13 protein-coding genes are annotated in these 23,061 nt (G+C 69.6%); 12 read left to right on the forward strand and 1 reads right to left on the reverse strand.

The window, feature by feature from the left end; genetic code table 11:
- Positions 1-9 precede the first annotated feature (9 nt).
- Both QWY76_RS13690 and QWY76_RS13695 read left to right on the forward strand, forming a co-directional pair.
- A complete protein-coding gene (locus tag QWY76_RS13690; RefSeq protein WP_290311843.1) occupies positions 10-279 on the forward strand; it encodes an Rdx family protein in 270 nt (89 codons plus the stop codon).
- Positions 280-309: 30 nt separating this feature from the next.
- Positions 310-1,206, forward strand: a complete 897-nt coding sequence (locus QWY76_RS13695) for a DMT family transporter (RefSeq protein WP_290311845.1) — start codon at positions 310-312, stop codon at positions 1,204-1,206.
- Here the strand turns inward: QWY76_RS13695 and QWY76_RS13700 are convergent.
- On the reverse strand, positions 1,197-1,871 hold the full coding sequence (locus QWY76_RS13700) for an arylesterase (RefSeq protein ID WP_290311846.1): 675 nt from the start codon (positions 1,869-1,871) through the stop codon (positions 1,197-1,199). The two genes, QWY76_RS13695 and QWY76_RS13700, sit on opposite strands and share 10 nt — an antisense overlap.
- Here QWY76_RS13700 and QWY76_RS13705 point away from each other — a divergent pair.
- The 10 genes from QWY76_RS13705 to QWY76_RS13750 form a co-directional block, all read left to right on the forward strand.
- On the forward strand, positions 1,870-2,586 hold the full coding sequence (locus QWY76_RS13705; protein ID WP_353960411.1) for an ABC transporter ATP-binding protein: 717 nt from the start codon (positions 1,870-1,872) through the stop codon (positions 2,584-2,586). The two genes, QWY76_RS13700 and QWY76_RS13705, sit on opposite strands and share 2 nt — an antisense overlap.
- A complete protein-coding gene (locus QWY76_RS13710; protein WP_290311848.1) occupies positions 2,583-5,162 on the forward strand; it encodes an ABC transporter permease in 2,580 nt (859 codons plus the stop codon). The genes QWY76_RS13705 and QWY76_RS13710 overlap by 4 nt, the downstream gene beginning before the upstream one ends.
- A gap of 34 nt (positions 5,163-5,196) precedes the next feature.
- On the forward strand, positions 5,197-6,621 hold the full coding sequence (locus tag QWY76_RS13715) for a polyphosphate kinase (RefSeq protein ID WP_290311849.1): 1,425 nt from the start codon (positions 5,197-5,199) through the stop codon (positions 6,619-6,621).
- Between the two features lie 51 nt (positions 6,622-6,672).
- Positions 6,673-8,082: a hypothetical protein gene (locus tag QWY76_RS13720; protein WP_290311850.1), complete on the forward strand. Its 1,410-nt coding sequence runs from the start codon at positions 6,673-6,675 to the stop codon at positions 8,080-8,082.
- A gap of 128 nt (positions 8,083-8,210) precedes the next feature.
- Positions 8,211-9,476: a serine hydroxymethyltransferase gene (gene glyA / locus QWY76_RS13725; protein WP_290311851.1), complete on the forward strand. Its 1,266-nt coding sequence runs from the start codon at positions 8,211-8,213 to the stop codon at positions 9,474-9,476.
- A 698-nt stretch (positions 9,477-10,174) separates the two neighbouring features.
- Complete coding sequence (locus tag QWY76_RS13730) at positions 10,175-10,312, forward strand: hypothetical protein (protein ID WP_290311852.1); 138 nt, start codon at positions 10,175-10,177, stop codon at positions 10,310-10,312.
- 434 nt (positions 10,313-10,746) lie between these two features.
- Positions 10,747-12,576, forward strand: coding sequence for a type I secretion system permease/ATPase (locus QWY76_RS13735; protein WP_290311853.1), 1,830 nt, complete (start codon positions 10,747-10,749; stop codon positions 12,574-12,576).
- On the forward strand, positions 12,557-13,948 hold the full coding sequence (locus QWY76_RS13740) for an HlyD family type I secretion periplasmic adaptor subunit (RefSeq protein WP_290311854.1): 1,392 nt from the start codon (positions 12,557-12,559) through the stop codon (positions 13,946-13,948). Before QWY76_RS13735 ends, QWY76_RS13740 begins: the two co-directional genes overlap by 20 nt.
- A 382-nt stretch (positions 13,949-14,330) precedes the next feature.
- Positions 14,331-18,770 carry a beta strand repeat-containing protein gene (locus QWY76_RS13745; RefSeq protein WP_290311855.1) on the forward strand — a complete coding sequence of 1,480 codons (4,440 nt, stop codon included), beginning with the start codon at positions 14,331-14,333 and terminating at the stop codon, positions 18,768-18,770.
- 746 nt (positions 18,771-19,516) lie between these two features.
- The coding region (locus QWY76_RS13750; protein WP_290311856.1) for a DUF5801 repeats-in-toxin domain-containing protein at positions 19,517-23,061 on the forward strand (3,545 nt) is incomplete at its 3' end.

Raw genomic sequence — 23,061 nt, forward strand, 5'->3', positions numbered from 1 at the left:
CGAGGACCCATGTCACGCATCCGGATTCACTATTGCACCCAGTGCCAGTGGCTGCTGCGCAGCGCCTGGTACGCCCAGGAACTGCTCTCCACCTTCGGCGAGGACCTGGACGAGGTGGCCCTGGTGCCGTCCCACGGCGGCGAGTTCGAGATCTTCTGCGACGACGAGAGCCTCTGGGAGCGCAAGCGCGATGGCGGCTTCCCGGACATCAAGGCGCTCAAGCAGACGGTCCGCGACCGCCTCGATCCCGCCCGGGATCTGGGCCATATCGACCGCTGATCCCACCCGCTCCACGGAAGGGGGACGACCATGACGCCGGATCGTCGCGCGATATGCTTCGGGCTGGGGGCCGTGGGCCTGTGGTCCACGGTGGCCACCGCCTTCAAGGTGGCGCTGCAGCACATGACGCCGCTGGAACTGATGTGGATCGCCTCGCTGGTCTCCTGGGCGCTGATCGGCGCGCTGGTGGTTCGCCGCGGGCTGCTCGGCGAGGCCCTGCGCGGGGGCTGGCGCACCGCCGCCTGGGCCGGCCTGATGAATCCGGTGGCCTACTACCTGGTGTTGTTCGCCGCCTACGATCGCCTGCCCGGCCAGGAGGCCATGGCGCTCAACTACACCTGGGCGCTGGCCATGGCGCTGCTGGCCGTGCCCATCCTCGGCCAGCGGCTGACCCGCATGGACCTCCTGGCGGGGCTGATCGCCTACTCGGGGGTCTGGGTCATCGCCACCCGCGGCCGGGTGTTCGACGTGGCCTTCGCCGATCCGCTGGGGGTCGGCCTGGCGCTGGTCTCGACCCTGCTGTGGGCGCTCTACTGGCTGCTCAACGCCCGGGATCACCGCGCCCCGCTGGTGGCCCAGTGGCAGAACTTCAGCGTCGGGGTGCCGGTGCTCAGCGTCCTGGTGCTGTTGGGGCCGGGCCTCCAGTGGGTCGGTGGCACGGGGCTGGCGGCCGGCATCTACGTGGGCCTCTTCGAGATGGGCATCGCCTTCGTGCTCTGGCAGCTGGCGGTGCATACGGTATCGCGCACGGCCAAGGTCTCGAACCTGATCTTCCTCTCCCCGCCGGTGTCGCTGGTGCTGCTGCACCTCATCGTCGACGAGCCGATCCTGCCCTCGACCCTGGTCGGGCTGGTGCTGATCCTCGGCGGCCTGGGCCTGCAGCAGTGGCAGAAGGCCCCGGCCACCCCGGTCGACGCTCAGTCCTGACGCGCGGCCAGCTCGATGCCCCGCGCGCGCAGCAGCGGGGCGAGGGCCGGCCAGACGTTGTCGAGCATGACCGGCTGGGCCTCGGCGGTGGGGTGGAGGCCGTCGGCCTGCATCAGCGCCTCCTCCAGGGCCACGCCCTGGAGCAGGAAGGGCACCAGCGGGACGCCATGGCGCTCGGCGAGGCGGTGGAACACCGCGGTGAAGGCGTCGCGGTAGGCCGGGCCGTAATTGGGCGGGATGTCGATGCCGAGCAGCAGCACCTCGGCGCCGGCGGCCTGGCTCGCCTCGATCATGCCCGCCAGGTTGGTGCGCAGCTGACCGGGCGGCAGGCCGCGCAGGCCGTCGTTGCCGCCCAGCTCCAGCAGCACGATCTGCGGGGCATGCTGTCGAAGCAGCTCGGGCAGTCGGGCCGCGCCGCCGCCGCTGGTCTCCCCGCTGATGCTGGCGTTGATGACCTCGGCCTTTCCCTCCAGCCGCTGGGCCAGCAGACTGACCCAGCCGGCCTCGCGCTCGATGCCGTAGGCGGCGCTGAGGCTGTCGCCCATCACCAGCACCCGCGGGCGCTCGGCCGCCGTCGCCGGCACGGCCAGCAGTACCAGCAGCGCCCACAGCAGGCACATTGCCAGGGTGTCGTGAGCTCGACCAACAGGGATGCGCTTTCTCATGTCCGACTCCTTGCCAGGATCTTGCCGTCCGATTCTACGCGCCGCCCACCTGACCAAGCGGGTGGAGAGCGGCGAGCGCTCGCTGACCATTCTGAGTGATCTGGCGCTCGAGGTGTTCCCCGGCGAGAGCCTGGCCATCCTCGGCCAGAGCGGGGCGGGCAAGTCGACCCTGCTCGGCCTGCTGGCCGGGCTCGACGCCCCCAGCGGCGGCGAGCTCGAGCTGTTCGGCGAGCCACTCGGCCATCTCGACGAGGACGGCCGGGCCGGGCTGCGCGCCGGCCGGGTCGGCTTCGTGTTCCAGAACTTCCAGCTGCTGCCGACCCTCACCGCCCTGGAGAACGTGCTGTTGCCGCTCGAGCTCGTGCCACACGGCGACGCCGAGTCCCGGGCCCGCGAGTGGCTCGCCCGGGTGGGCCTCGGCGAGCGCCTCGGCCACCTGCCCAAGCAGCTCTCCGGCGGCGAGCAGCAGCGCGTCGCCCTGGCCCGGGCCTTCGTCATCGGCGCCGAGCTGGTGTTCGCCGACGAGCCCACCGGCAACCTCGACCCGGCCACCGGCGAGCGGATCATCGACACCCTCTTCGCCCTCAATCGCGAGGCCGGCACCACCCTGGTGCTGGTCACCCATGACCACGCCCTGGCGCGGCGCTGCGATCGCTGCCTGGAGCTCGTCGGCGGACGGCTCGAGCCGATCGTAGGCGAGGAGGCCGGCGCATGACGGCCCAGCGCTATCACGCCCTGCGGCTGTCCTGGCGGGGCCTGCGCCGCGACCTGCGGGCCGGCGACGTGCGGGCGCTGTTCCTGGCGCTGGTGCTGGCGGTGGCCGCGGCGACCATGATCGGCTTCTTCCTCGACCGCCTGGAACGCGGCCTGACCCGCCAGGCCGGACAGCTGCTCGGCGGCGACCTGGTGCTCGAACAGTCCCGACCCTTCGACGCCGCGCTGCGGCAGACCCTGGAGGAGGCCGGGCTCGCGCTCTCCGACCAGGTCGACATGGTGTCCATGGTCAGCCACGGCGAGGCCTTCCAGCCGGTCAGCGTCAAGGCGGTGGACGACGCCTACCCCCACTACGGGGTGTCGCGGGTCGACCGCGGCACGGGCAGCGAGGCGCTGCCCAGCGGCCCCGGCCGGGGCACGGCGTGGGTCGCCCCGCGGCTGGCGCTGCTGCTCGACCTCGAGGCCGGGGACCGCCTGCGGGTCGGCCGGGCCGAACTCGAGGTGGGCGGCATCATCGAGCGCGAGGCCGATCCCTCGGCGGGCTTCGGCAGCTTCAACCCGCGGCTGATGATGCACGTCGATGACCTGCCGGCCACCGGCCTGGTGCAGCCGGGGTCGCGCATCGAGTACGAGATCCTGGCCGCCGGCCCCGCCGAGGCCGTGGCGGAGCTCGAGCCGCTGCTCGAGCGGTTGCGCCGCGATGGCGTCGAGGTGCGCGACGTGCGCCGGGACCGCCCCCGGCTGGGCAGCGCCCTGGCGCGTGCCGACCGCTACCTGAGCCTGGCCGGCCTGGCGGCGGTGCTGCTGGCCGGGGTGGCCGTGGCCATGGCCACCCGCCGCTACGTCGAGCGTCATCTGGATACCGCGGCGCTGCTGCGCTGCTTCGGGGCCAGCCAGCGGACCCTGGTGCGGCTGTTCGCGCTGCAGCTGCTGTGGCTGGCGCTGGCGGCCTCGCTGCTCGGGGCGCTGCTGGGCCTGGCCGGCCAGGCGGCCCTGCTGGCCTTGCTCACCGCGCTGATGCCGGTCGAGCTGCCGCCCCCGGGGCTCGCCCCGCTGTGGCTCGGCGTGCTCACGGCGCTGGCCGTGCTGGGCGGCTTCGCCGGGCCGACCCTGCTTCGGCTGCGTCGGGTCAGCGCGCTGAAGGTGCTGCGCCGGGAGCTGGACCCGCTGCCGCCCTCGGCCTGGCTGGTGGTGGGGATGGCCGCGGCGGTGTTCGCGGCCCTGCTGTGGCTGTATTCCGGCGACCCCGGCCTGTCCCTGGCCCTGCTGGTGGGCGGCGGCCTGGCCCTGCTGGCGCTGTGGAGCCTGGGGGGCGCCCTGCTGGCCCTGCTGCTGCGCCTCTGCGCCCGGTTGCCCCCGCGCGGCGGCGAGGGCGCCTGGCAGGCCCTGCGCCTGGGCGGGCGACAGCTGGCCAGGCGGCGCAGCACCAGCCTGGGGCAGCTGCTGGCCTTCGCCGTGGCCTTCTTCGCCATGGCGATGATCGCCCTGGTGCGTGGCGACCTGCTCGGCGCCTGGCAGGCCCAGCTGCCCGAGGACACCCCCAACCACTTCGCCATCAACATCCAGCCCGGCGAGCGGGCGGCCTTCGAGGAAGCCCTGGTCGGGGCCACCGAGGCGCGCAGCGCCCTCTATCCCATGGTGCGCGGCCGCCTCACCGCCATCGACGGTCGCCCGCCCCGGCAGGCCGTGCCCGAGGAGGCCCGGGGCGACAACGCCCTGCGCCGCGAGCTCAACCTGACCTGGCGCGAGACCCTGCCCGAGGGCAACCGGCTGGTGGCCGGCGAGTGGTTCGCGGCGCGACCGTCCGCGGCCCGCCAGGGCTGGTTTTCGGCCGTCGAGGCCGACGGCCGCAGGCCGCCGGTGCCGATCTCGCTGGAGAACGGGCTCGCCGAGCGGCTGGGACTGGCGCTCGGCGACACCCTGACCTTCCGCATCGGCAGCGACAGCGTCGTCGGCGAGGTGACCAGCCTGCGCGACCTGGACTGGGATAGCTTCCGGCCCAACTTCTACGTGATCTTCCCCCCGGGCGTGCTGGAGCGCTTCGGCCACAGCTATATCACCGCCTTCCACCTCGACGACGGCAATCGGCAGACCCTGCGTCGGCTGGTGAACGACTTCCCGGCGGTGACCCTGCTCGATGTGGAGGCGATCCTCGCCCGGGTCCGCGAGGTGCTGACCCAGGTGACCCGGGCCGTGGAACTGGTGCTTGGCTTCGTGCTGCTGGCGGGCATCAGCGTGCTCTACGCGGCGCTGACCGCCAGCCTGCCGGTGCGCGCCCACGAGGCCGGCCTGCTGCGGGTGTTCGGCGCCGGCAACCGCCTGCTGTCCCGGGTGCAGGGCGCCGAGTTCGCCCTGCTCGGCCTGGCCAGCGGGCTGCTCGCCGCGCTGCTGGCCGAGCTCGCGGTGGCCGGCCTCTACTGGGGCTGGCTGGATCTTCCCCCGCGGGTACACTGGGGGCTATGGGCCTGGCTGCCGCTGGGCGGCGCCCTCACGGTCGGCGTGATCGGCCACCTGCTGTCCCGGGGGCTGCGCCGCCAGGCGCCGGCGGCGAGCCTCGGCCTGCTGGGCGAGACCTGATGTCGCCAGGGACCACCGGGCCAGGGAGGAGGGAATGAAGGAAGCGCTGCGTTACCGGCTGCTGGCCGCCCAGCTGGCGATGGCGCGCCAGGCCGACCGCGCGGTGGTGGTGGTGATCACCGGCCAGGCGGCCACCGGCAAGACGCCGCTGATCAACGCGCTCAACCACCGGCTGGAGAACCGCCTCACCGAGGTGCATGCCCTGGCGCCGAGCAGCGAGGAGCGCGCGCGGCCCTACTGGTGGCGCTACTGGCGCCGCCTGCCGGCCCGCGGCCGGGTCGGGGTCTTCGTCCACGGCTGGTACGGCGATGCCCTCTTCGGGCGCGCCGACCAGCGCCTCGGCGCCGGCGCCTTCCGCGACCGGCTGGCCCAGATCCGCGCCTTCGAGGCCGAGCTCGCCGCCGAGGGCGTGGCCCTCGTCAAGCTGTGGCTGGACATCGACCGCGACGAGCAGGCGCGGCATCTCAAGGCGCTGCGCCGGGATCCCGAGCGGGCCTGGCAGGTCAAGGACAGCGATTGGCAGCGCCACCTCCAGCATCGCACCCTGGCCGGGCTCGGCGAGCAGCTGCGCCAGGCCACCGAGGCCGGCCATGCGCCCTGGCAGCGGCTGCCAGGAGGCCCCCGCCAGCAACCGGCGACCGCGCTGAGCGAGCGCCTGGTCGAGGCCATGGCCGGGCCGCTGCCGCGGGTCGACGGGGGTTGCGGCCCCGCGGCGCCCCGCGCGGAAGCGCTGCCCCGGCTCGCCCAGCTGTCCGGCCCCGCGGGGCCGGGGCTCGCCAAGCCGGCCTATCGGCGCGCCCTGGCCGAGGCCCAGGCGCGACTGGCCGGCAACGCCCGGGCGATCCATCGCCGCGGCATTGCCGTGGTGCTGGTCTTAGAGGGCCACGACGCCGCCGGCAAGGGCGGCAGCATCCACCGCCTGACCTCGGCCCTGGACGCGCGCGACTACCGGGTCCACCGCATCGCCGCCCCCAGCGACGAGGAGCGCGCCCATCCCTGGGCCTGGCGCTTCTGGCGGCGACTCCCCGCGGACGGGCGCTTCGCCATCTTCGATCGTAGCTGGTACGGCCGGGTGCTGGTGGAGCGGGTCGAGGGGCTCGCCACCCCGGCCCAGTGGCGGCGCGCCTACGGCGAGATCCGCCGCTTCGAGGGCCAGCTGCTGGCCCATGGCGCCGTGGTCGGCAAGCTGTTCCTGGCCATCGACAAGGACGAGCAGCTGCGCCGCTTTCGGGCCCGGGCCGAGACGCCCCACAAGCGCCACAAGCTGACCGAGGAGGACTGGCGCAACCGCGCCCGCTGGGACGACTACCGCCGCGCCATCGACGAGATGTTCGTCCATACTCATGACGTCGACGGCGGCTGGGCACTGATCGACGCCAACGACAAGCGCCGCGCCCGCCTCGCCGTGCTCGACCACGTCAACGCCCTGCTCGAACGCCGCCTCGCGGCGCCCGAGTGAGGGGCGCCCGGAGGGCGCATCGCATCATCGATCACAGAGGAGGTGACAGCCATGTCCACCACGCTGACCCGGGGCGCGGCGCTGGCCGCGCTGCTGACGGGCCTGTCCGGCCCGGCCCTGGCCGATGCCGAGCGGCTCGAGGCCGACCTGCGCGCGCTGTTCGCCGAGACCCCGGGCGAGCTGACCATCGGCGAGGTCTCCGATAGCCTGCTGGGCGGCAGCACCACCGCCGAGGACCTGGTCTTCGTCGGCGACAACGGCGACCGGCTGCGGCTCGCGCGCTACACGGTCGAGGGCGACTACGAGCGGCCCGACGAGGTGGTGATGGAGGGCCTGCGCCTCGAGGCCCGGGACGACGAGCCGGGCGTCATCACCGCCGAGCGGCTGGTGGTCGGCGAGCCGTCCCGGCCGCTGCTGGCCCTGCACGACCTGCCGCTGGACGGCGAGTTCGCGGCCGCCGAGCTGAGCATCGACGGCCTGACGATGAGTCGCGAGACGCCGCGCACCCGGGTCGAGGGGGGCAAGGAGGTCTTCCTCGGCACGGCCACCGGGCGGTTGGCCATCGAGCACCTGTATGCCACCGAGCTGTCCCGCCAGGCCATCGGCAGCCTGGAGATGACCGGTATCCGTGGCAGCGGGGAGCGGCTGGAGGACATCGGCGATGGTCACTTCTCCCTGGCGGCCATCAGCCTGGCGGGGCTGAGTGGGCTCGACCGGGAGCAGGAGGAACGAAGCCTCGAGCGGCTGGAGCTCAGCGACCTGAGCATCGAGGCCGAGCGGCTGGTGGCGACCCTCGAGCGCCTGCGCCTCGACGGCGACATGACCGACGGCGCGGGCGGGATGTGGCTCGAGGCCCTCGAGCTCGACCTGGCGCGAATGATCGAGCTGGCCCCGGAGGACCAGCAGACCCAGCTGCGCATGGCCAGCAACGTGCTCACCGGCGGCAGCGGCCGGCTGACGGTCGATGCCGCCTTCGACGGCGAGTGGGAGACCGTCGGGCCCAAGAGCTTGCTGACCGGCGAGAGCCAGATCACCGCCGGCGACGCCTTCCGCTGGACCATCGATACCGAGCTGCCGGTGCGCCTGCCCGAGGGCGTGGAGCCGTCGACCTACCTGGCCGAGATGGACAGCCTCGAGGACGTCACCCTGCTCGGCGGCGAGATCGAGACGACCCTGACCGAGCTCGGCCTGTTCGGCCGCATGCCGGCGGTGATGGCCGCCAGCCGGGGCGTCAGCGAGGCCGACTTCCTGGCCCAGGCACGGACCCAGGCCAAGGGCTTCGGGACCATGCTCGGGGCCGAGTTCGGGGCCATCCTCGACGGCGTGGTGGACATGATGGAGGGCAAGGCCAGCGAGCTGGTGATCCATCTCTCGCTGCCGGCGGAGACCGGCATGGACAAGCTCGCCGACGACCCGCTGCTGCTGCCGAGCAAGCTGTCGATGCGCGTGGAGACGCGCTGACCCTTCAGTATTTCTGAAGCCCGCATGAGAAATGATGGGGCGCCGCATGACGGGCTTTCATGTGAAAGCCTCCATGGGCTGGGGTATCATGGCGCCCTTCGATTCTCCCGTGATGCGAGGTTCCGCCGATGTTCAGCCGTGATATGCAGATTGCCGGTTTCGATGACGCCCTGTTCGATGCGATGCAGAAGGAAAGCGCACGTCAGGAAGCGCACATCGAGCTGATCGCCTCCGAGAACTACGCCAGCCCCCGGGTGATGGAGGCCCAGGGCAGCCAGCTGACCAACAAGTACGCGGAAGGCTATCCCGGCAAGCGCTACTATGGCGGTTGCGAGTACGTGGACCTCGTCGAGCAGCTGGCCATCGACTACGCCAAGGAGCTGTTCGGCGCCAGCTACGCCAACGTCCAGCCCCACTCCGGCTCCCAGGCCAATGGCGCCGTCTTCCAGGCGCTGGTCAAGCCGGGCGACACCGTGCTGGGCATGAGCCTGGACGCCGGCGGCCACCTGACCCACGGCGCCAAGCCGAACTTCTCCGGCAAGCACTACAACGCCGTGCAGTACGGCATCGACGAGAACGGCCGCATCGACTACGACGGAGTCGCCAAGCTGGCCCGCGAGCACCAGCCGAAGATGATCATCGCCGGCTTCTCCGCCTATTCCCAGATCATCGACTGGGCCAGGTTCCGCGAGATCGCCGACGAGGTGGGCGCCTACCTGCTGGTCGACATGGCACACGTGGCCGGCCTGGTGGCCGCCGGGGTCTACCCGAGCCCGCTGCCCCACGCCCACGTGGTCACCACCACCACCCACAAGACCCTGCGCGGCCCGCGCGGCGGCCTGATCCTCTCCAACGAGGGCGACGAGGCGGTCGAGAAGAAGCTGCAGGCCGCGGTCTTCCCGGGCATCCAGGGCGGTCCCCTGGAGCACGTCATCGCCGCCAAGGCGATCTGCTTCAAGGAGGCCATGGCGCCGGAGTTCAAGGCCTACCAGCAGCAGGTGGTCAAGAATGCCCAGACCATGGCCGGCGTGTTCGTCGAGCGCGGCTTCGACATCGTCTCCGGCGGCACCGAGGACCACCTCTTCCTGCTGTCGCTGGTCAAGCAGGGCGTGACCGGCAAGGACGCGGACGCCGCCCTGGGCCGCGCCCACATCACCGTCAACAAGAACGCCGTGCCCAACGACCCCCAGAGCCCCTTCGTGACCTCGGGCCTGCGCATCGGCACCCCGGCGGTGACCACCCGCGGCTTCGGCGAGACCGAATGCCACGAGCTGGCCGGCTGGATCTGCGACATCCTCGACGTGATGGCCAAGGGTGAGGACACCGCCGCCATCGAGGCCGAGGTGAAGGGCAAGGTCGAGGCCGTCTGCGACCGCTTCCCGGTCTACCGCTGAGCCCCGCCGGGCACTGCCCGGCTGCTGTCCGACACGACGCCCCGTCCCGGCCTGCCCGGGACGGGGCGTCGTGCGTTCTGTGCCGCTCGGCGGACACTATTGGCCAACCATTCTCGAGTCCGGCATTTTTCAACCGAGGCGTCCCGGCATGTGCTGCTAGTGTTCTAGGGCAACGCTCTGTGAGCCAGTGTAAGTGACTCGAGCCGTGGGCTCGTCATGGTGAACAGTGATGGCAAGGCAAGCGGACGCCACGGACCCTCGGCGCGCCTTGGGCGCCTGTCGGGGATCCTTCCCATCGGTGTCTTCAGTCTGTTCGTCCCCCCGCTGACCCTCTGGGAATCCTCGTCTGCGCCGATCGCCGGGTGGACGAGGCCCTGCGCGTTCGTTTCTCCCGCGGGCGGCCGAGGATGACCGAGAAGGGTTACCAGCACGAAACGGAACGGTGCCGCGGCGTATTGTAGGCCGGCGAGGGGGTGATCCGCAGCGGCGAACGGACCCTGGTGAGCGATATCGCCACGCCGATCTCCGACGGGCTGGCCCGGGCGATCAGGGAAGAATGAGGGGTCGTCTCGGGCGGGGCGCTGGCCCCCTCGGCAAGATTCCTGACCAGGGCAGGGCAGATTCATGTCACCAATCGATTGTCGCAGGGAGCGATCATCTCCAAGGGACTGGGTACCAGGGGGGAGGCATGTCAGAACATGAAAATATCCTGCATCGCCGATATTCCGGACATCCAGGGAACGGTCACCGTCGAGGCGACGGACGGCGACGACGATGCGGTCGCGGATACCTTCGCCTACTTCATCGACGGCAGCGGCGACGGAATGATCGCATGATCACCCCGGCGGCGGAGGGCGCCTTGCCGGCCTGATGCCTCGGGGACTCGATGGCCATACAGGGCCGACCCGACTGGTGGGGGGCGGCCCGTCTTGCTGGCCGCGTAACGCGCGTCGGGTGACCCGCTGCCTATGGCGGTGGATTCGCCGGGTTCTTCGCGCCCATAGCACCGTCACGATGCCTGAGCCCCGCCCTACGACTCACCTCCGAGCTGCCGTCAAACTCCCAGTGACGTGACTATGTCGCGGGGTGTGACATCGTGCACCAGGCAGGGGTCGCGGGCACTATCGACCATCCATACTCGAAGCTTGCATTTTTCAACCGAGGCGTACTGGTGAGCGCTGCTAGGTTTTCAGGGCAAGGTTCTGCAATGTTCTGTTAACCAGTGTAAGCGACTCGAGCCGTGGGCTCGTCGAGGTCATGGTGGACAGCGATGGCTAGGAAAGGGGACGCCACGGACCTGCGGCGCGCCTTGGGCGCCTGTCGGGGATCCTTCGTATCGGTGGGCTTCTTCAGCCTGTTCGTCAACCTGCTGATGCTGGTGCCGGCGGTCTACATGCTGCAGGTCTATGACCGGGTACTCTCGACCCAGAGCGTCGAGACGCTGCTGATGCTCACCCTGCTGGTGATCTTCCTGTTTGCGATCATGGGGATGCTGGAGCTGGTGCGTTCGCGCATGCTGGTGCGGATCGGCAATCGCCTCGACACGCTGCTCAACGGCCGTCTCTACCGGGCGATGTTCCGCCGCAGCCTGCTCACCGAGGGCAGCCCGTCGTCCCAGCCGATCGAGGATCTCTCCACCCTGCGCCAGTTCCTCGCCGGCAACGGACTGCTGGCCTTCTTCGATGCCCCCTGGGTGCCGGTCTACCTGGGGGTGCTGTTCCTGTTCCATGTCTGGCTGGGGGTCTTCGCCACCCTCGCGGGCCTCGTGCTGCTGGCGCTGGCGATAGTCGGCGAGAAGGTCACCAAGCCCCTGCTGGCCGAGGCCCAGCGGGAACACATCAAGGCGCGGGAACTGGCCTCGTCCAACCTGCGCAACGCCGAGGTGTTGCATGCCATGGGCATGCTGCCGGGGATCATGGACCGCTGGTCGCGGCGCCATCATCACTTCCTGGCCGAGCAGTCCCGGGCCAACGACCGTGGCGAGGCCCTGGGCAACGCCTCCCGGACGCTGCGCCTGCTGGCCCAGTCGCTGATCCTGGGGCTGGGCGCCTGGCTGGTGCTGCAGGCCGAGATGACGCCGGGCATGATGATCGCCGGCGCCATCATCATGAGCCGCGCCCTGGCGCCCATCGATCGCCTGATCGGTACCTGGAAGGGCTTCGTCGCCGCCCGCGGCGCCTACGGCCGCCTCGACGAGCTGTTGACCAAGATTCCCGCCGAGGAGGAGTGCATGTCCCTGCCGCCGCCGCGGGGCGACATCCGGGTCGAGGGCGTGGCCGCGGCCCCGCCCGGCGGGCGGGCGCCGACCCTGCGGGGCATCCAGCTGGCGGCGCGTGCCGGCGAGCACGTCGGCATCGTCGGCCCCAGCGCCGCCGGCAAGTCGACCCTGGCCCGGGTGCTGCTGGGCATCTGGCCGCCGCTGACCGGCACCACGCGCCTCGACGGCGCCGATATCACCCGCTGGAATCGCGAGGAACTGGGACCCTGGATCGGCTACCTGCCCCAGGACATCGAGCTGTTCGAGGGCACCATCGCCGAGAACATCGCCCGCTTCGGCGAGGTGGATTCGGACAAGGTGGTGGCGGCGGCCCGCAAGGCCGGCGTGCACGAGATGGTGCTGGCGATGCCGGAGGGCTACGACACGCCCATCGGGGCCGGCGGGGGTGGGCTCTCCGGTGGCCAGCGGCAACGCATCGCCCTGGCCCGGGCCCTCTACGGCGAGCCGGTGCTGGTGGTGCTCGACGAGCCCAATGCCAGCCTCGACGACCGCGGCGAGCATGCCCTGCGGGCCGCCATGGTGGCCCTCAAGCGCGAGGGGGTGACCCTGTTCGTGATCAGCCATCGGGTCAGCGTGCTGAAGGGCATGGACACCCTGCTGGTGATGCGTGAGGGGCAGGTGCATATGGTCGGCCCGCGCGACGAGGTGATGGCCCAGCTGGCGGGCAAGTCGGCCGCCCCGGGGGCCGGGCAGCCGGCGCGGGGCCGGATGGTCGCGGTGGCGGGGGGGCATCCCGCCAAGGGCAACGAGGCGGCGGGAGGCCATTCCGGCAAGGGCAACGAGGCGGCAGGAGGGCAGGGCGATGCAGCAGACGACCGGTAACAACAGCGACCCGAGTGCCCGGCCCGCTGCCCAGGCGGGGGTGCCCGCCCTGGCGTCCCCGGTGCTGGAGGGGGACTACCGCGTCGTGCCCGTCGACGACCGGCCCTATCGGCGCCTCGGCCTGCTGGTCCTGCTGCTGGTACTGGGCGGCTTCGGCGGCTGGGCCTTCACCGCCAACCTGGCGGTGGCCGTGGTGGCGCCCGGCCACGTGACCGTGGAAAGCTTCCGGCGCACGGTGCAGCACCTCGAGGGCGGGATCGTGCGCGAGATCCTGGTCGCCGATGGCGATCGGGTCGCGGCGGGCCAAGCGCTGGTGGTGCTCGACGACACCCGGGTGCGCACCCAGTTGCGGGTGGCGCGTGCCCAGTACCTGGTCGGCCGCGCCACCGAGCTGCGGCTGCTGGCCGAGCAGCGCGGCGAGGACGCGCTGGCGTTTCCCGATGAACTGGTCCACAGCGACCTGCCGAGGGTCCGGGAGGTGCTGGCCGTCCAGCAGGCGCTGTTCAGCGCCCGGCGCCACTCCCTGCGCGGCACCCTGGAGGCGCTGGACGAGCAGGCCGTCCAGTTGCGGCGCCAGGTCGCGGGGCTCGAGGAGATGGTCCAGCTCGGCGAGCGCCACGCCGCCTCGCTGCGCGGCGAGGTGGCCGATCTGCGCAACCTGTTCCGCAAGGGGATGGTCGGCAACCAGCGCCTGCGTGAGGTGGAGCGCGACCTGCTGGAGCTCTCCGGCGAGATCGCCAGTCACCGCGCCGAGATCGGCCGGCTGGGCTCGCGGATCAGCGAGAGCCGCGTCGAGCGCGAGATCCGGGTGCAGGACTATCAGGGGGAGCTCGGCGAGCAGTTGCGCGAGGCCCAGACCCGGGTCACCGAGGCCGAGGAGCAGATCATCGCCCTCACCGAGCAACTGGGCCGCACCCGGGTCATGGCGCCGGTGGCGGGCATCGTCGTGGAACGCCGGGTGCACTCGGTGGGGGATGTGCTGCGCGCCGGCGATCCCCTGCTGGATATCGTGCCGATCAACGACAGCTTCCTGATCGAGGCCCGGGTGCCGGACCGTGACATCGACCGACTGCATCCCGGCCAGCCGGCGGAGATCCGCTTCTCCGCCTTCAACCAGCGCGCGACCAACGTCATCGCGGCGCGGGTGATCTTCGTCAGCGCCGACAGCCAGGTGGACGAGGCCACCGGCGTGCGCTTCTACCGGGTGCGGCTGAGGGTGACCGAGCAAGGCCGCCAGGAGATGACCGAACAAATGCAGCTGCTTTCCGGGATGCCGGCCGAGGTGATGATCCGCACCGGCGAACGCACCTTCGCGAGCTATATCGCCAAGCCGGTCACCGACATGCTGGCGCGAGCCATCAGGGAAGAATGAGGGGCCGCCTCGGGCGGGGCGATGGCCCCCTCGGGAAGGCGCCGGACCAGGGCAGGGGTCGAATCACATTCACCAATCGCAGCGTGCAGGGAGCGATCACTTCCCAGGGACGGAGCATCAGGGGGGAGGTGGGGCGTGGCAGATCTTAATGAAGATATCCTGGCAGTCGCGAATCCGATCAAGCTCGACGAAACGTCGGAAGACCCGCCAGAGAACGATGAGATGGCTAGCTCCGCGGAATGGACAGCGCAGAGGACGACGTTGTTCGGTTCCGATCCCGTTTTCGACTTCGCTGGGCCCGTGAATCTCTCCTGCAAGGAGGGCCTGAGTCACGGCGAGTCAACATTGTTTTCATCACTCCTTTCTTGGGAGGAATCTGGAAATGGCTGAGTCACTTGTGGAAATTCTCGACCCAGACGTCGAAATTGATGAAACCGCCGGCCTGCAGAAGGACGACGTCGACCTCGGCGTCACGCCGCTGCCGGCCGACTTCGCTGCTCGCTTGAGTACCCTCGGCGCCCCGGCGAGTCCCGACGAGGCCGCCGTCAGTTCTGGCAGCGCGGTGCGGTATTCGCCGGCGGGAGTCCTCGGCAACGTCGCTCTCACCGACAGCAACGGCGACCCATTGGCCGGCGTGGACAGCGGGTTCGACCGGACCTCCACCGGGAACGATATCCTGCTCTACACCGATGACGGGAACGACAACATCGTCCTGGGTCGGGACGCCGTGACCGATGAGATCGTGTTCGCGATCTATCTGACGGAACCGGCAGGCGATCCGCTCGAATCCAGCATCTGGGTCGTCGAGTATGACGCCATCGAGCACGATGGTGCGGACACGCTCAACGACGGTGACGGCAACGACCACGACGCGTCCTACGACCTCGCGAACCTCGTCTACGTGACCGCCTTCGAGGAGCAAACCTTCTCCTTCGCCAACGCGCCCGCCGGCAACAACCTCCACATGGGGTTCGGCACTGCCTCGCAGGCGCTGGTGATCACGGGCGAGGCTCCGGCCAACGAATCCGAGGGCGAAAATGTCTCGTCAGGCGACACCGTCAACAGCAGCGGCGCGACGGACACGACGCTCGGCACCAACGGGCAGCAGATCAAGGCGCAGGATGCCATCGTCGTCACCTTCGTCACCGGCGCCAATCCGGATTATCTCGCTGGCCCCGGAGCCGGAAATAATCCCGGACAGCCCCTCAGTCCGACCGAGGCGAACGAAGAAGACAAGATCGAGTTCAGCGGCTATGTCCTCGCCAATTCGGCGGAGTTCACCATCTCGCAGATGACGCCGGGCAACACGAACACCACCACCAGCCTGGAGATCCACGCCTACCTGACCGCCGATAGCAGTGGCGATGCCTACATCGACGACAACCCGCTCGTCGACGGCGACACGGCGATCAACATCACCACCGACTCGGTCGAGGTCCTCCGCGGCGGCGTCAACGTCGTCGGCACCCTGGGCGTCAGCGTCGACTACACGGGCGATGGGGTGGTCGTCACGGGCGTGAAGGACGACGACGTCGTCCGGTACGCGACCGACAGCGACCACAACCGCGTGCTGATCCGCAACGACCAGCCGGAGAAGGGCTCGGGCAGCAACGTCGCCTTCGACCTCGGCGGCTTCACGCTGACCGAAGTCGCAGGTGACACCGACGAGGTCGGGTCGAAGATCTTCTTTTACGACGACGGGCCTTTTGCGTCCGCGAATGCCACGGTGCTGCTCGACGACGACGCGCTGGCGGGCGGCAATCCGGGCGGCGTGGGCGACGACGTCGACGCGGCCAATACCTTCGGGACGCTGGGGCACTCCTTCGGCGCCGACGGCGCGGGCAGCATCGCCTGGCTGACCAGCGGCGCGCCGGCGGGCTTCAGCTACGCGCTCAACGGCACCGACCTGGAGATCTCGCAGAACGGCGAAGTGAAGCTGACGCTCACCGTCAACGCCACCACCGGCGCCTACACGGTGACGCAGAACAACCCGATCGATCACGTTGCCGGCAACGACGAGAACAACCAGACCTTCACCGTGAACTATCGCGTGACAGACGCTGACGGCGACTTCACCGATTCCGGCAATGAGCTCGTTCCCCCCGACGGCTCGATCGATATCAATGTCGATGACGACACCCCGACGGTGGCGGCCAACGCCACGGTGCTGCTCGACGACGACGCGCTGGCGGGCGGCAATCCGGGCGGCGTGGGCGACGATGCCGACGCGGCCAACACCTCCGGCACGCTGGGGCACAGCTTCGGCGCCGACGGCGCGGGCAGCATCGCCTGGCTGACCACGGGTGCGCCGACGGGCTTCAGCTACGCGCCCGACGGTGACAACCTGCTGATCAAGCAGGGCACCACCACGGTGATCACGCTGACGCTGATCCCCACCACCGGCGCCTACACGGTGACGCAGAACAACCCGATCGCCCATGCCGCCGGGAACGACGAGAACAACCAGCTGTTCACCGTGGCCTACCGCGTGACCGATAGCGATGACGACACCGCCGAGGGCTCGATCGACATCAACGTCGACGACGACACGCCGACGGTGGCGGCCAACGCGACGGTGGCGTTCGACGACGACGCGCTGTCGGGCGGCAATCCGGGCGGCACCGGCGACGACACCCCCGACACGGCCAACACCTCCGGCACGCTGGGGCACAGCTTCGGCGCTGACGGCGCGGGCAGCATCGCCTGGTTGACCACCGGCGCGCCGGCGGGCTTCGCCTACGTGCCCTCCGGTGACGACCTGCTGATCCAGCAGGACGGCACCACGGTGATCACGCTGACGCTCAACACCGCGACCGGGGCCTACACGGCGACGCAGAACGCGCCGATCGCCCATGCCGCGGGGAACGACGAGAACAACCAGCTGTTCACCGTGGCCTACCGCGTGACCGACGGCGATAGCGACTTCGTCGACGGCTCGATCGGCATCAATGTCGACGACGACACCCCGACGGTGGCGGCCAACGCCACGGTGCTGCTCGACGACGACGCGCTGGCGGGCGGCAATCCGGGCGGCGTGGGCGACGACGTCGACGCGGCCAATACCTCCGGCACGCTGGGGCACTCCTTCGGCGCCGACGGCGCGGGCAGCATCGAATGGCTGGAAAGCGGCGCGCCGGCGGGGTTCACCTACGAGCTCTCGGGTGGCGACCTGCTGGTCAAGCAGGGTAGCACCACCGTGCTGACGCTCACCGTGAACGCGACGACGGGCGCCTACACGGTGACGCAGAACAACCCGATCGCCCATGCCGCGGGGAACGACGAGAACAACCAGCTGTTCAGCGTGGCCTACCGGGTGACCGATAGCGACGACGATACCGCCGAGGGCTCGATCGGCATCAATGTCGATGACGACACCCCGACGGTGGCGGCGAACGCCACGGTGCTGCTCGACGACGACGCGCTGGCGGGCGGCAATCCGGGTGGCGTGGGCGACGATGCCGACGCGGCCAATACCTCCGGCACGCTGGGGCACTCGTTCGGGGCCGACGGCGCGGGCAGCATCGCCTGGCTGACCAGTGGCGCGCCTTCGGGCTTCAGCTACGTGCCCGACGGTGACAACCTGCTGATCAAGCAGGGCACCACCACGGTGATCACGCTGACGCTGATCCCCACCACCGGCGCCTACACGGCGACGCAGAACAACCCGATCGACCACGTCGCCGGGAATGAAGAGAACAACCAGCTGTTCAGCGTGGCCTACCGGGTGACCGACGGCGATGACGACACCGCCGACGGCTCGATCGACATCAATGTCGATGACGACACGCCGACGATTGCCGTCGGCGATGCCAGCGGCACCTATGCGGATCCGGCCGAAGCTACGGGCACCTTCCTCGACGGCCCCGGGGCCGACGGGTTCGGCGATCTGTCGATCACCTTCGATTCGTACGAGATCGACGATCTGGGTGTCAGCTCGACGTCGGGGGATGCCGACATCACCTTCACCGAGACGGTCACCGATACGACCTGGACGGGTAGCATTGATAAGGACTTCAACGGGGACGGCGAGCCCGACCTTGTCGAATTCACCTTGGATGTCGATCGCGACAGCGACTCTTACACGGTCACCGTCGATACCCCGCCGGGCCAAGTCGTCGTGCTGTCGACGGAGGAGGGCTCGCTGGATGCCGGCGGACCCGACCCGGTTCGCACGCTGACCCTGACGAATGCCAGCCAGGTCGTGTTCTCCGCCGTGGTTCCCACGACCGAACCGGGCGATATTTCGGACTTCCTCAACGAGTCGGAGGCCTTCATCGAAGATAATGCCGACCACCTGAGCGACGATGAGATGAACGTCAGCACCGCCGGCATCGGGAACGACAACAACAACTTCGACGGCAACGCGAACTCGGGCATCGACGGAGATACGACGAGGGGCGGAAAGGTTGACGAGAGCTTCGTCGTCGATCCGACCGACTTCGACGTGAGCAGCGTCAAGGTCTACATCGACAACTCGGTGGGTGGCTACGACAATCCTCCAGAAGAGCTCTACTACCTCGTCTACGACGCGGACGGCAACACGGAGGGCGACCCGATCCTCGTCACGGATACGGATCTTTCGCCGGAAGCGGGCGGTCAGGTCAGCTTCGTGATCGGCGATCCCGAAGGCGAGAACAACATCGACGCGGTGCAACTGTTCATGGGCAGTGGGACCATCAAGATCCCGGTGATCGAGTTCACCACCTCCGAGTCGTTCGATCCGGAAGACCTCGCGATGAACTTCACCGCGACGCTCGAGGACGGCGATCAGGACACCGCGACGGACACGTTCTCCGTGTTCTTCGACAACCCTATCGCTTGATGGCCATCCTTAGCCGGGCCGACCCGCATGACGCGGGCCGGCCCGTTTTTTTGGGGTCTTCGCACATCCGGCAGGCGGCCTGATTCCCCCCGCGATATCGAGGGAAAGGGGCCTGTCGTTGGGCGCCAGGCAGGGGGCGCCGCCGGGCACTATGGGCCAACCATACTCGAGTCTTGCATTTTTCACCCCAGCGGTCCTGCAGGCGCTGCTAGGTTTCTCAGTGCAACGGCCTGTGGACCCGTGTAACCGACACAAGCCATGGGCGCATCATGCTGAACAAGGCGAGCGTGCCGGTCGATGTCAGCGTCGTGGTCGAGGCCTGGGGCCGGACCACGATATCGACCGATGCCACCCCGGCCAGCCGGCGGAGATCCGCTTCTCCACCGCCGATGCGCGCGCGAATGGCATCGCGGCGGGGGAACGTCGCCGGCGCCGATAGGCGGGTGGACGAGGAAAGTCGCCAGCATATCACGGCATGTTGCAGCGGCTGTCCGGGATGCCGGCCGCGGTGATTCGCATCGCCGAATGGGCCCGCGTGAGCCATATCGCCAAGCCGATGACCGACACGCTGGCCCGCACCATCAGGGAAGGATGAATAACGAAGCATGAAGGACCGCCTGGGGCGGGGCGATGCCCCCTCGGGAAGGGTCCGACGCAGGGCATGGGTCAGCTCAATGTCACCAATGGTTTCCCGCGGGGCAGGAAGCGATCGCTTCCCCAGCTCCGGGTACCAATGGAGGTGGGTCATGTCAGAAGATATCCTGCAAGTCGCGAATCCCATCACGGTCGACGAATCCCCGGGCGTTACGGACGATGAGATCACCGTCGCCGCCGGGCAACTGATTCTTCCCGATCTCTATACCGAGTTCGGCACGCCCGAGAACATCGCCTGCAAGACGGGCATGATCAGCACCCCGGAGGGGGTGACGGCCATCGGCTGGGCGGCGGACGAGGATGGCAACCCCGTCAGCGACCTCGCCAGCGGCCTGACGGCACTTGACCCCGATTCGGGGGGGTACGAAGCGGTGACGCTCGATACCGCCCCGGGCGATGACAATGTGCTCATCGGCACGACAACGTCGGGCCATGTGGCCTTCGTCGCGGTGATCGTGGAGGCCGAGGACGGTCTATCGTCCGACGTCTATCTGCTGGACTACCTGCCGAAACAGCATCCCGACGACACGGACCCCGATGATACCGTCACGCTGGACAGCCTCTTCGTCAATGTCGCCGTGGAGGAGGACATCGAGTTTGACTTCGAGGGTGCCCCTTCGGGAAACAACGACTTCATGGCGTTCGGCGAGCCCGACGGGGTCGCGATCGTGGTCACCGGCCGTACCCCCGGTGAGGAGGTCAACAGCAGCAAATCCGGGAACGAACCCACGTCGCTGGCCGCCAACAGCAACAACATCAACGTCGGAGAAGGGCTGGTCGTCACCTATGTGAACGACATGGAAGACAACTACATCGTCCCAGACCTGTCCGGGCCCGAGGCGAACGACCCGAATAACATTCAGTTCGACTCGTTGCAGACGGCCACGGAAGCGTCGGTGACCATCGTCAAGGTGGGCCCGGGCAGCACGACCGCGACGGTGCATATCACCGCGTTGTCCACTGAACAGGAGGAAGGCGCTGGCTTTATCCCGGGCATCAACGACGACGAGACCGTCCCCATCACCGCGGTCTTCGTCAACGGCGATCCTGTTGACCTCGTCACGCTTGAAGGTAGTGACACCGTGATAATCACGGGCATTACGAACAACGATGAGATCACCTTCGTGACCGAAGGCGACCATAACCGGGTCGTCGTGGAGAACGGCGGGACGGGCAATGCCAGGTTCAACCTCGGTGGCGTCGCCATTGCCGACGTCACGACGGTGAGTGACGCGGATCCCGTCACCCTCGCGTTCGACGACGATGCCCCGGCGGTCGACGCCAACGCGACCGTGCAGCTCGACGACGACGCGCTGCCGGACGGCAATGCCGGCGGTGTGGGTGACGACCCGGATGGCGTGAACACCACGGGCACGCTCGCCCACGACTTCGGCGCGGACGGCCCCGGCAGCATCGAATGGCTGGAAAGCGGCGCGCCGAGTGGCTTCAGCTATGCGCTGAACGGCGATGACCTGGAGATCTCGCAGGACGGCGAGGGGGTGGTGCTGACCCTGACCGTCGATGGCGACGGCAATTACACCGTCACCCAGAACAGTCCGATCCTGCATGTCCCGGGAAACAACGAGAACAACCAGGCGTTCACCGTCGGCTACCGGGTCACCGATGGTGACGACGACTTCGTCGACGGCTCCCTCGCGATCGACGTCGACGACGATACCCCGGTCGTCGACGCCGGCGCCGAGGCGCCGTCGCTGGAGGTGGACGAAAGCGACTTCGCCACCGATGCCACGGCGTCCTTCGCCGCGGTGTTCGCGCCGAGCTTCGGCGCCGACGGTCCCGGCGCGGGCGGGGGCCTGAGCTACGCGCTCTCGGTGACCGACCCGGCGAGCGGCCTGGTGGATACGCTGACCGGTCAGGACGTGACGCTGGCGCTGGACGGCGGCGATGTCGTCGGCAGCAACGACGACGGTGACGAGGTGCTGCGGATCGGCGTCGACGGCGACGGCAACGTGACCCTCGACCAGAGCCGGGCGGTGGTCCATCCGGACGACAGCGATCCGGACGACCTGATCACCCTGGCCGCCGACAAGGTCGGGCTGACGGCCATGGCGACGGACGGCGACGACGACAGCGCCGAGCTGACCATCGACCTCTCGCCGTCGCTGGGCCTACGTGACGACGGGCCGACGGTCGACGCCGGTGCCGAGGCGCCGGCGCTGGAGGTGGACGAGAGCGACTTCGCCACCGATGACACGGCGTCCTTCGCCGCGGTGTTCGATCCGAGCTTCGGCGCCGACGGTCCCGGCGCGGGCGGGGGCCTGAGCTACGCGCTCTCGGTGACCGACCCGGCGAGCGGCCTGGTGGATACGCTGACCGGTCAGCCGGTGACGCTCGCGCTGGATGGCGATGACGTGGTCGGCAGCAACGATGACGGCGACGAGGTGCTGCGGATCAGCGTCGACGGCGACGGCAACGTGACCCTCGACCAGAGCCGGGCGGTGGTCCATCCGGACGATAGCGACCCGGACGACCTGATCACCCTGGCCGCCGACAAGGTCGGGCTGACGGCGACGGCGACGGACGGCGACGACGACAGCGCCGAGCTGACCATCGACCTCTCGCCGTCGCTGGGCCTGCGTGACGACGGGCCGGCGGTCGACGCCGGTGCCGAGGCGCCGGCGCTGGAGGTGGACGAGAGCGACTTCGCCACCGATGACACGGCGTCCTTCGCCGCGGTGTTCGCGCCGAGCTTCGGCGCCGACGGTCCCGGGGCGGGCGGGGGCCTGAGCTACGCGCTCTCGGTGACCGACCCGGCGAGCGGCCTGACGGATACGCTGACCGGTCAGCCGGTGACGCTCGCGCTGGATGGCGATGACGTGGTCGGCAGCAACGACGACGGTGACGAGGTGCTGCGGATCGGCGTCGACGGCGACGGCAACGTGACCCTCGACCAGAGCCGGGCGGTGGTCCATCCGGACGACAGCGATCCGGACGACCTGATCACCCTGGCCGCCGACAAGGTCGGGCTGACGGCCACGGCGACGGACGGCGACGACGACAGCGCCGAGCTGACCATCGACCTCTCGCCGTCGCTGGGCCTGCGTGACGACGGGCCGGCGGTCGTCGCCGGCGCCGAGGCGCCGTCCCTGGAGGTGGACGAAAGCGACTTCGCCACCGATGCCACGGCGTCCTTCGCCGCGGTGTTCGATCCGAGCTTCGGCGCCGACGGTCCCGGCGCGGGCGGGGGCCTGAGCTACGCGCTCTCGGTGACCGACCCGGCGAGCGGCCTGGTGGATACGCTGACCGGTCAGGACGTGACGCTCGCGCTGGATGGCGATGACGTGGTCGGCAGCAACGACGACGGTGACGAGGTGCTGCGGATCGGCGTCGACGGCGACGGCAACGTGACCCTCGACCAGAGCCGGGCGGTGGTCCATCCGGACGACAGCGATCCGGACGACCTGATCACCCTGACCGCCGACAAGGTCGGGCTGACGGCCACGGCGACGGACGGCGACGACGACAGCGCCGAGCTGACCATCGACCTCTCGCCGTCGCTGGGCCTGCGTGACGACGGGCCGGCGGTCGTCGCCGGTGCCGCGGCGCCGTCGCTGGAGGTGGACGAGAGCGACTTCGCCACCGATGCCACGGCGTCCTTCGCCGCGGTGTTCGCGCC

The organism is Halomonas maura (assembly GCF_030409305.1).
Lineage (GTDB): Bacteria > Pseudomonadota > Gammaproteobacteria > Pseudomonadales > Halomonadaceae > Halomonas > Halomonas maura.